Raw genomic sequence first — 3855 nt, 5'->3', positions numbered from 1 at the left:
ACCTCGGTGATGCCCTCGCGGTAGACGTCCTTGCCGCTGACCCGGGAGTGGAACGCCAGGGAGGCCAGGATCGCGGCCTTGGCGGCGGCGTCGAAGCCCTCGACGTCGGCGGTCGGGTCCGCCTCGGCGTAGCCGAGCTCCTGCGCCTGCTCGACCGCCTCGGCGAAGCCGGCGCCGGTCGTGTCCATCTTGTCCAGCACGTAGTTGGTCGTGCCGTTGACGATGCCGAGCACCCGGCGCACGTCGTCGCCGGCGAGGGACTCGCGCAACGGGCGCAGCAGCGGGATCGCCCCGGCGACGGCCGCCTCGTAGTAGAGGTCGACGTCGTGCTCCTGGGCAGCCTGGTAGAGCAGCGGCCCGTCCTCGGCCAGCAGCGCCTTGTTGGCGGTGACCACGCTGGCACCGTGCTCGAAGGCCCGCAGGATCAGGCTGCGCGCCGGCTCGATGCCGCCGATCACCTCGACCACGACGTCCGCGCGGGTGACCAGCTCCTCGGCGTCGGTGGTGAACAGCGAGGGGTCGACCCCGGTCTCGCTGCGGTCCTTGCCCGCCCGGCGCACCGCGATGCCGACGACCTGCAGCGGCCGGCCCACCCGGGCGGCCATGTCGTCGGCGTGCTCCGTGAGCAGGCGGGCCACCGCCGTGCCGACCACGCCGCAGCCCAGCAGGGCCACGCGCAGGGGCTGGACGTCCGGACTGGCCAGGTTGCTCACGCTTGCTCCTCACGCATCTCGGGCCTCACGAGCCTGCGTCCATCCTGCCGTGTCCACGCTGTGGACGCGCCTCGTTCCGCGATGCGGACGACGTGGCTACTCGACGTCGAGGGCGAGGATGTCCTCGATGCTCTCGCGCCGCACGATGACCCGGGCCACGCCGTCGCGGACGGCCACCACCGGCGGGCGGGGGACGTGGTTGTACTGGCTGGACAGGCTGCGACAGTAGGCCCCGGTGCCGGGGACGGCGATGAGGTCGCCGGGGGCCACGTCGGAGGGCAGGAACTCGTCCTTGACGATGATGTCCCCGCTCTCGCAGTGCTTGCCCACCACGCGCGCCAGCGCCGGGAGAGCCTCGCTGCGCCGGTTCGCCAGCGTGCACGAGTAGTCCGCGTCGTACAGGGCCGGGCGGATGTTGTCGCTCATCCCGCCGTCGACGGCGACGTAGGTGCGCGTCGCGGCGCCGTCGAGCAGCACCTCCTTGACCGTGCCGACCTCGTAGAGCGTGAAGGTGCTCGGACCGGCGATCGCCCGCCCCGGCTCGACCGAGATCCGCGGCACGGCGACCCCGTCGGCGCGGCACTCGCGGGCGACGATCTCGGCCATGCCGGCGGCCAGCACCTTCGGCGCCAGCGGGTCGTGCTGGGTCGTGTAGGCGATGCCGAAGCCCCCGCCGAGGTCGAGCTCGGGCAGCTCGACCCCGTGCTCGCGCGCGATGTCGAGGTGCAGCCCCATGACCCGGCGGGCCGCGACCTCGAAGCCGCTGACGTCGAAGATCTGGCTGCCGATGTGGCTGTGCAGCCCCTTGAGCGAGAGGTATGCCGGGTGCTCCAGCACGCGCCGCACCGCGTCGGCCGCCTGCCCCCCGGACAGGCTGAACCCGAACTTCTGGTCCTCGTGGGCGGTGGCGATGTACTCGTGGGTATGGGCCTCCACGCCCACGGTGACCCGGATGAGGACCGGGGCCACGACCCCGAGCCGCTGCGCCGCGGCGGCCACGCGGTCGATCTCCTCGAAGGAGTCCAGGACGATCCGGCCGACCCCATGGCGCAGCGCCGCCTCGATCTCGGCGACCGACTTGTTGTTGCCGTGCAGGCCGATCCGCTCCCCCGGGATGCCGGCACGGATCGCCACGGCGAGCTCGCCGCCGGAGCAGACGTCGAGGTGCAGCCCCTCCTCGTGGACCCACCGGGCCACCTGGGTGCACAGGAACGCCTTGCCCGCGTAGTAGACGTCGGCGCCGCCGCACAGGTCGCCGAACGCCTCGGCGAAGGCCTCCTTGAACTCGCGGGCGCGAGCGCGGAAGTCCTCCTCGTCGATGACGTAGGCAGGGGTGCCGAACTCGGCCGCGAGGTCGCGGACGTCGACGCCGCCGACGGTCAGTGCGCCGTCGCGGCCGCGACCCACCGACCGGGCCCACAGGTGGGTGACCAGGTCGTTGACGTCGGCCGGGGGCTTGAGCCACGACGGCCCGCGGTAGCCCTCGGCGTGCAGCGCGCCGGCCTCGTGGGCGCGCATCAGATCTGCTCCGGCGCCGAGACGCCCAGCAGGCCCAGGCCGCTGGCGAGCACCTGACGGGAGGCGTCGTTGAGCCACAGGCGGGTGCGGTGGAGGTCGGTGACCTCCTCCTCGGCGCGGGGCCGGACCCGGCACTCGTCGTACCACTTGTGCAGACGGGCGGCGAGGTCCTCCAGGTAGCGCGCGACCCGGTGCGGCTCGCGCAGCTGCGCCGCCTGCGCGACCACGCGCGGGAAGTCACCGAGGATCGCCAGCAGCGCCGACTCGGTCTCGTGGGTCAGCAGCGCCGGGTCGAAGCCGTCCTCCCGACGCACCCCGTCCCCGGCGGCCAGCCGCGCGACCCGGCAGGTGCGCGCGTGGGCGTACTGCACGTAGAACACGGGGTTCTCGTTGCTGTGCTTCGCGAGCAGGTCGAGGTCGATGTCGATGGTGGAGTCGGTCGAGGACCGGGTCAGGGCGTAGCGGGCGGCGTCGACCCCGACGGCCTCGACGAGGTCCTCGAGCACCACGACCGTGCCGGCGCGCTTGCTCATCCGCACCGGCTGGCCGTCCTTGACCAGGTTGACCATCTGGCCGATGAGGATCTCGAGGTTCTCGTGCGGGGTGTCGCCGAACGCGGCGCACATCGCCATCATCCGCGAGACGTAGCCGTGGTGGTCGGCGCCGAGCATGATGAACACCCGGTCGAAGCCGCGCTCGCGCTTGTCGAGGTAGTAGGCCAGGTCGCCGGAGATGTAGGCCGGCTTGCCGTCGCTCTTGATGACGACCCGGTCCTTGTCGTCGCCGTAGTCGGTGGTGCGCAGCCACCGGGCGCCGTCCTTCTCGTACATCACGCCGAGCTCGGTGAGCCGTTCCACCGCGCGGTCGACGGCCCCAGACTCGTGCAGCGAGTTCTCGTGGAAGTAGACGTCGAAGTCGACGCCGAAGTCGTGCAGCGAGGACCTGATCTCCCCGAACATCAGCTCGACGCCGAGCGCCCGGAAGCGTTCCTGCGCCTGGTCGGCGGGCAGGTCGAGGATGCCCGGCTCCTGCGCCATGACGGTGGTCGCGATGTCGCTGATGTAGGCCCCGGCGTAGCCGTCCTCGGGGGCCGGCTGCCCCTTCGCGGCGGCCAGCAACGACCGGGCGAACCGGTCGATCTGGGCACCGTGGTCGTTGAAGTAGTACTCCCGGGTGACCTCGGCGCCGGACGCCTCGAGGATGCGGGCCAGGGAGTCGCCGACGGCGGCCCACCGGGTGCCACCGAGGTGGATCGGGCCGGTCGGGTTCGCCGAGACGAACTCGACGTTGATCCGCTTGCCCGCCTCGGCATCGCCCCGTCCGTAGGCCTTCCCGGCCTCCACCACGGTCCGCGCCAGCTCCCCCGCCGAGGCCGCATCCAGCGTGATGTTCAAGAACCCGGGCCCCGCCACCTCCACCGCCTTGACCCCCGCCACCGCACCCAGACGCGCGGCGAGCCGGGAGGCGACCTCCCGCGGCGGCATACCGGCACCCCTGGCCAGCTGCAACGCCACGTTCGTCGCCCAGTCCCCATGCTCCCGGCTGCGCGGACGCTCCACCCGCACCTCATCCGGCACGACGACGGTCAGCTCGCCCGCCTCCACGGCGGCAACGAGCGCGGAGC

The 3855-nt window shown here is 72.5% G+C and carries 3 protein-coding genes; all 3 read right to left on the bottom strand.

All coding sequences use genetic code 11. The annotated features are described in order from the left end of the window. The coding region (locus VF825_RS19120; RefSeq protein WP_331116388.1) for a homoserine dehydrogenase at positions 1 to 713 on the bottom strand (713 nt) is incomplete at its 3' end. A gap of 96 nt (positions 714 to 809) precedes the next feature. Then, positions 810 to 2231 carry a diaminopimelate decarboxylase gene (gene lysA, locus VF825_RS19115; RefSeq protein WP_331116386.1) on the bottom strand — a complete coding sequence of 474 codons (1422 nt, stop codon included), beginning with the start codon at positions 2229 to 2231 and terminating at the stop codon, positions 810 to 812. Beyond that, on the bottom strand, positions 2231 to 3855 hold a 1625-nt coding region (argS, locus tag VF825_RS19110; protein ID WP_414695900.1), incomplete at its 5' end, for an arginine--tRNA ligase. The genes argS and lysA, both read right to left, overlap by 1 nt.

This window comes from Oryzihumus sp. (assembly GCF_036391795.1).
GTDB lineage: Bacteria > Actinomycetota > Actinomycetes > Actinomycetales > Dermatophilaceae > Oryzihumus.
This window is presented reverse-complemented; position numbering and strand designations above follow the sequence as displayed.